The organism is Paenibacillus sp. P32E (assembly GCF_001909085.1).
Classification (GTDB): domain Bacteria; phylum Bacillota; class Bacilli; order Paenibacillales; family Paenibacillaceae; genus Paenibacillus_AQ; species Paenibacillus_AQ helianthi.
This window is the reverse complement of the sequence record NZ_LVYY01000077.1, coordinates 241,529-248,535: the sequence shown is the minus strand read 5'-3', so window position 1 is coordinate 248,535 and position 7,007 is coordinate 241,529. Positions and strand designations below refer to the sequence as shown.

At 46.2% G+C, this 7,007-nt stretch carries 5 protein-coding genes; all 5 read right to left on the bottom strand.

Annotated elements, in window-relative coordinates:
- Positions 1 to 398: 398 nt before the first annotated feature.
- The 5 genes from A3848_RS31050 to A3848_RS31030 all read right to left on the bottom strand — a co-directional run bounded on the left by A3848_RS31050 (position 399) and on the right by A3848_RS31030 (position 6,872).
- Complete coding sequence (locus A3848_RS31050) at positions 399 to 2,597, bottom strand: alpha-galactosidase (RefSeq protein ID WP_074088877.1); 2,199 nt, start codon at positions 2,595 to 2,597, stop codon at positions 399 to 401.
- Positions 2,598 to 2,642: 45 nt separating this feature from the next.
- Positions 2,643 to 3,464, bottom strand: a complete 822-nt coding sequence (locus A3848_RS31045; protein WP_074088876.1) for a carbohydrate ABC transporter permease — start codon at positions 3,462 to 3,464, stop codon at positions 2,643 to 2,645.
- A complete protein-coding gene (locus A3848_RS31040) occupies positions 3,464 to 4,336 on the bottom strand; it encodes a carbohydrate ABC transporter permease (RefSeq protein ID WP_074088875.1) in 873 nt (290 codons plus the stop codon). Before A3848_RS31040 ends, A3848_RS31045 begins: the two co-directional genes overlap by 1 nt.
- Positions 4,337 to 4,423: 87 nt before the next feature.
- Positions 4,424 to 5,680, bottom strand: a complete 1,257-nt coding sequence (locus A3848_RS31035; protein WP_074088874.1) for an ABC transporter substrate-binding protein — start codon at positions 5,678 to 5,680, stop codon at positions 4,424 to 4,426.
- A gap of 148 nt (positions 5,681 to 5,828) precedes the next feature.
- Positions 5,829 to 6,872: a LacI family DNA-binding transcriptional regulator gene (locus tag A3848_RS31030; RefSeq protein WP_074088873.1), complete on the bottom strand. Its 1,044-nt coding sequence runs from the start codon at positions 6,870 to 6,872 to the stop codon at positions 5,829 to 5,831.
- Between the last annotated feature and the right edge of the window lie 135 nt (positions 6,873 to 7,007).

The following is a 7,007-nucleotide window of genomic DNA, read 5'->3' as shown; positions in this document are numbered from 1 at the left end:
GGTTGCTCGACACTTCCATTTTACCAAAGGGCGATTTCTTTTTGTGATTTTTGAAAGAATTGTAGGAACGTTCCCCCGCTTAAACAGCGGAGAGGACGGACTGATTGCGGAAAAGCGGTAGCGGTCGCCTTGCTCTCCGGATTTTTACCGCTACGGGAAATAAATAAAATCTGGAGAGCACAGCGATTGTAGCAACGGTCCGTTCGCGGAGCGTCCGCACCAAGTGCGCAAGTCCATCCAACTCAAAAACAGCGGGGCTGTCTCAAGTAGCCATTTCATGGCTTTTGAGACAGCCCCCTCGCTTCGAGGCTTATGCCAAGTATTTCTTTATCTGTCGACCAATCAGGTCGGTTATTATTTCACTGTTCAATTAACGATATAAGTATAGCTTGCTCTGCTTACCCTTGAACCGCCTTCACCTTCCACCATTTGCTTACGTAATCTTGATGAAATTGAGGGATATGGAGGCCTGCCTGCATGAGAAAATCTCCTCTGTGATCATCCAGCCCTTCAACGCTATAGGTCCATTCCTGATTTAGGCCCTTCAAGGCCAAGCGCTTCATGGGAGCGTTAGGCACTGCAAGCACTTGGAAATAAAATACCAAGGCCTCTTTACGGTCTTCGGAAACAAACATCCATGCCGTCTCATTCCCCTTGCCTGAAAAAGGACTCCTTAAGCGATAGAAATCACCTTGCTGCACCAAGGACCGTATCTCCTTATATGCAGCCACCTGCCCCCGGACTATCGCTTTCTCTTCCTCGGTAAATACAGTCAGATCAAGCTCATAGCCAAAGTTGCCGGACATGGCTACGTCTCCGCGTGTCTCAAGAGGGGTTGTCCGGCCTACCTGATGATTCGGTACAGCGGATACATGAGCGCCCATCGTGCTGATTGGGTAAACGATGCTGGTGCCGTATTGAATCTTGAGACGCTCAACTGCGTCGGTATCGTCACTCGTCCAGGTCTGCGGCATGTAATACAGCATCCCCGGATCGAAGCGGCCTCCCCCACCGGAGCAACTTTCGAACAACACCTTAGGGAATTTTTCCGTTAACCGCTCAAGGAGCTCGTAAAGTCCAAGTATATACCGGTGGGCTGTCTCGGACTGCCGTTCCGCACTTGCCAATGCCGAACCGATCTCAGTCATGTTCCGGTTCATGTCCCACTTGACGTAAGAAATAGGAGCCGATTCGAGGACCGCGCTTAGCGATTCAAACAGATAATCCTGCACATCCAGCCGTGACATATCGAGAACCAGCTGCTTCCGGGCCTCCGTCCGCCGCCGCTGTGGAGCGTGCAGACACCAGTCCGGATGCTTCGTATAAAGGTCGCTGTCGGGAGAAATCATCTCTGGCTCGAACCAGAGACCGAACTGCAGGCCCTGTCGATTGACCCGTTCTGCCAGATCCTGCAGGCCCTGGGGCAGCTTATTGCGGTCCACAATCCAGTCCCCCAAAGAGCTGGTATCATCATCCCGCTTGCCAAACCAGCCATCATCCAATACAAAGAGCTCAATCCCCAGCCCAGCGGCCGTTGCAGCGATTGCCTCGATCTTGTCTGCGTTAAAGTCGAAGTACGTCGCTTCCCAATTATTGACCAGAATCGGACGTTCCCGGTCACGGTAAGCACCTCGGCATAAACGTGTCCGATACAGCTTATGATAGGTGCGAGACATGCCTCCCAACCCTTCCGGCGAATAAACCATCACGGCCTCTGGCGTTTGGAAGCTCTCACCTGGCAACAAAAGCCACGAGAAATCGAAAGCATTAATCCCGATGGATACCCGCGTTGTATCGAACTGATCGACCTCCGCCTCCGCCTCGAAGTTACCGCTATACACCAGGCTGAATCCGAATACATCCCCCTGGTCTTCATCCGCATTCGGCCGGAGCAGAGCAACAAAGGGATTCATCTGGTGACTACTTGCGCCCCGGCGGCTCTGGGCGGTTATACCTCCATGGCCTAAGGGTCTTCTTTCAATGTGACGCTCTCTGGTCCAAGAACCGTACAGGTTTAGCCAATCGAAATCAGCATCCTGAAAATCCACACTGGCACTCGCAGCCTTCAGGAGACGTAACGGCTCCTTCCCTTTGTGGGTGAACTTTACGGACCGTGCAATGGCGCTGAATGTCTCAAACACGGTATAGCTCAGCACAACTGTAAGCCCTAAATGTTCATCACTGAGCTCCAGTTCAAGTGTCTGTACATCGTCGCCATCTTCTGCATATACCGCCGGCAGCCCTTCGAGGGAAGGCTTACCTTGAACTATTCGGTGAGTCCTGTATACCAGCTCCGTCACCCTGGTGCCGTTTTCCAACTGGATCTGATAGGCTGGAGTCCGGAAGTCGCCCGTTCCATATTGGGGGTACTCCTGGGGCAGAGTATCCAAGGATATGCTGTTGTCTCCCGGGACCGAATTTGGAATGAAGGAACAACGCTCTATATGCTGAAGCAGCCCAGTCAGGTTCCCTTCCTGACTTAGTTTTTTTCCCCAATACGCATGGGCGGGATAGCCATGAACCAGTTGAATCACGTAGCTCATGTCCTTCGACTGAAGGTGGAATAACCCCTCTTGTTCATGATAAAAGATAGCCATCATTGCTCTCCTTATTCTCTGTGTAGTTAAACCTATTTTGGACAGTTATTTCACTGCCCCGCGTGTAACACCGCTGATAATCCATTTTTGCGCCAGTATATATACAACCAGCATAGGTGCCATAGCCATTAAGTAGGAAGCGAACGCAAGGTTCGTATCCTGTCCGAATTTCGATTGGAAAATGAATTGTGCAAGCGGCAAAGTGGCTTGCGATTCTTGGTCCAGCATAATAAGCGGCAGCAAAAAGTCATTCCATGCCCATACCGTTGTTATAATGGCAACCGTAGCATTAATAGGCGCCAGCAGCGGAAATACAATCTTCCAGAATGTTTGCCACACTGAAGCGCCATCTACAACAGCCGCTTCATCAAGCTCTTGAGGCAAGCTTCTTAGATATCCTACATACAGCAGGACGTTAAAGGATAAGCCATAAACAATATAGAGCACTATGAGGCCATACAGATTATCCAAACCGAATTTGGCTGTCAATTTTACAACAGGGAGCATGATAATCGGGAATGGAACAAACATCGCACTGATGAAGTAAAAATAAAGACCTTTAAAAAACTTATGGTCAAATTTTTTCTTTATCGCATAGGCGACAAAAGAATTGGTCAATAGTGTAAAGGTAACAGTCAATATGGTGATGATAGAGCTATTCCGAAACTTTTGCCAATAATTAACCTGATCAGCAGCGATGCCGAAGTTTTCCCATCTCCATTCTTTCGGAAAAGCGAGAACACCATTTGCAATTTCCTGGTTATTTTTTATTGCCAGCATGAATGTCATATACAAGGGGAATAGCACAAATATAGACCCGGCAATAAGAAAACAAGTGGCTACCCAATTGGTCCGGTTTAAACGCATTATAAATTCAGCTCCCTCTTCTGCAGATAACGAAGCTGGATAAATGAAATTGCCACAATAACCACAAAGTAAATAACAGCATTGGCCGATTGGAAAGCAAATTCATTACCCGAGAATCCGTTCTTGTAAATCAAAAACGCAATCGAACGGGTAACTCCGAAGGGGCCTCCACCCGTCAGTGCAAGAATCTGATCGAAGACCTGTAGAAATCCCTTTAGGGAGAGCACCATATTTATCGTGAAAAATGGAGCAATCATCGGGAACGTTATACCCCAAAATTCCTTCCATTTATTAGCCCCGTCCAGAGCAGAGGCCTCGTACAGATCTTCAGAAATTGTTTGTAGCCCTGCCAGGTACAATACCGTGTTAAAAGCCGCAGATTGCCACACAGTAACGAAAACAATCGCCAGCCATGAGCCCTTCTCATTTCCGAGCGGGTTGACCATCCACTTCTCAATCCCCAGGTATCCCATCATATCAATCCAAAAATTCGCAAAGAAATAATTGAAAATATAAGCAACAATCAACATACTTAAGATATAAGGCATAAAATAAAGACCTTTAAAAAAGTTTTTAAATTTAATATTACTATTCAGTGCCAGCGCTATGGCTAAGCTCAGAATATTCACTAAAATCGTCGTTACGATGGCAAATTTGAACGTAAACAGGTATGCACCCAGAACATCCTTATCTTTAAAAACATTGAGATAGTTTACGAACCCCACGATTTTGTAAGTAGGCCGAAGTCCGTTCCAATCCGTAAAGCTGTAAAATATGCCCATTAAAGCCGGTATGGTATGGAAGATAAAAAACAATATAGAAGCAGGCAAGACCAGTAACAAGTAGGTTCCCATATTTTTTCTTTTCACCATGCATTCCTCCTTCTCCCCATTAAAATAGGAATGAAAAGCGACATTATGCTTTTCACCCCCTTTTACAATGCTATTTAGGCTCTGGTATTAACGATTCGCCAATTTGTCATATTCTTCGTCCATTTTTTTCAGGGCATCATCAACATTTTTCTTCTGCATCAGCTCTTGAATAATTACGTCAAGGGCCATACCGTTAATATAGTGATCCGGAAAGTCCGCTACTCGGCCTTCTTCAAATGCCGGCTTAAGGTCCGCATATACTTCATCGTTCTGGAACACATCTTTAATGGCGGAGAAGGATTTCTGCTCGTTTATATACTGCTGGGCGTTATCTGTCTGCATCATGAAGTCGATAAATTTCTTCGCTTCCTCCGGAGCTTTGGATGAGGCGGAGAGGGCAAACAATACATCGACACCGGATACTAGAAAGTTCTTGGATTTATCATTGGTTAACGGGTAGGGGAAGACGCCAAGCTTAATATCGGGATTAGCCTTCAGGATCTCCGGAATGGCCCAAACGCCTTGAAGATACATTACGGAGGAGCCTTTGGCGAATTTGGCATTCGCGTCATTATAGCCGTCGGCGAAACGGTCTCCCTCCTGGCCATTCTGCATAAACTCAACATATTGAGCCATCAATTCTTTATGGCCGGCGGCGAAAGTGGTCTTGCCCGCTTTACGATCCGCGTAGAACGTTGCAGGCTGCAAGTCCGCTACGAACACATTCCAAGCAGGCAGGGCGGTCCAGGCATCTTTAAAAGCCAAGTGAAATGGCACTTTACCTGCTGCTTTAATTGTAGCCAAGACCTTATCCATCTCGTCCTTAGTAGTCGGAACCGATAACCCCAGTGCTTTGAATTCGTCTTTATTGTAGATGATGCCGTTTGCGTTGGCGGCAAAAGGCACGCCGTAAAGCTTTTCAGACCCCGTAATCAATTGCAGGGTTTTCTTGTAGTTCTCGATTACATTGGCCTGACCCGGGTAATTCGTAAGATCGGCCAGCACACCGTTTCTGGAAAGATCCTCGAATTGGGCATCTCCGCCCACCGAGATGATATCCGGCACATCACCCTTGGCTATACGGGTTTTCAGCACCGTAGCTGCTTCAGGAACGTTAGTCTGAACAATGTCGATGCCCGGGTTAGCGGCTTCGAATTTTTTAATCAATGCATCATAAGTGGCAACAGCTTCGGATTTATATTGGAAAAACTCGATCTTAACCTTTTTGTCACCGCCGGAAGCTTCTTCTTTCTTGCTGCCAGATGCATCTTTATTGCCGCCACATGCGCTAAGAGTGGATAATATTAACACTAATGCAATAGCAAGAGATAATGGTTTTTTCATCATACTGTCCCCCAGACTTTAGTTGAATGCGAACTCCATTTCCGGTACAATAGTATTGGTGTTTTTCCTAGCCGACCTAGTCATTGCCGTGACTGGGTCTTTTGTTTAACTTGTTCCATAAATCACCTCCTCCATGGAATCTACAAACTTATTTGTTCATATTCTTGTGTGCTCCGCAGCTTTCCCGAACCACTAGCTCAGTTTCGATCACAGCGTGAATGGCCGGTTCCCTCCCTTCCAAACGTTCCATCAAAAGTTGTACAGCCGTTCTGCCGATTTGCTCTGGATAAACTCTCACACTTGTCAGAGGCGGATTCATATATGCCGAAACCTCTACATCATCAAATCCTATGATTGCCATCTCCTCAGGCACCTTTACCTGTTGTTCCTGCAACGCCCGAAGGGCACCAATGGCCATCGGATCACTGGCAACGAAGCACGCTCTCGGACGGTCTGGCCTTCTGAGAAGCGCTTTCATTTGCTCATAACCACTAGCTGTACTCCAATCTCCAAAGAACATATAATCTTCATTAAACAGTCCCTTTTCATTCATCAGTTGTTCAAAGTAAACTTGGCGCTTATCTACCACAGTATCTCCTTCATGTTTGGCCCATAGCTTGTAAAGGTAATCTCGTCCCCCAATCATGCCGATATCCCGGTATCCAAGAGCTATAAAGTGTTCAACCACATCTTTTACAGCCTGCTTAAAGTTGATACTGACCGAATCATACCCCCTTAATTCTTCAAGTGTATGGTTGACCAATACGATAGACTTGTGATTAGGAAAAATCCTATGGATATCCTCCGTATCAATAGAACCCACCACGATCAGACCATCCATTTGTTGACAAGCCGCTGGATCTACTTCATTTCCTCTGATCACTCTTCCAATGGGAATTCCAAGCTCATCACATCTTTTTTCAATACTAATGCGGATTTTGGTGAAATACGGATCCTCCTTTTCATCATCGGTAGAGATCCATAGAAGCAATCCTACCTGCTTGCTGGATAAATCGCTTTCTTGTTTCAGCCGCTTCACACGGCTTGGCTTATATTGCATCAGTTCTGCAATTTGAAAAATCCGTTCGCGCGTCCCTTCACTTACAGAAAGTGTGGCATCATTATTTAGAACACGGGAAACCGTCGCCGGAGATACATTGGCTTTTATCGCTATATCTTTTACTGTAGCCATTCGTCACAACACCTTTTAGTAAATATATTAACTTAACAATTTGAATTTTATCATACGCAAAAAATAATTGCAAACCCTTTCATTTAATTTTCTTTCTAAATATCACCCGTAATCAATGTTATCTTGTCAACATTT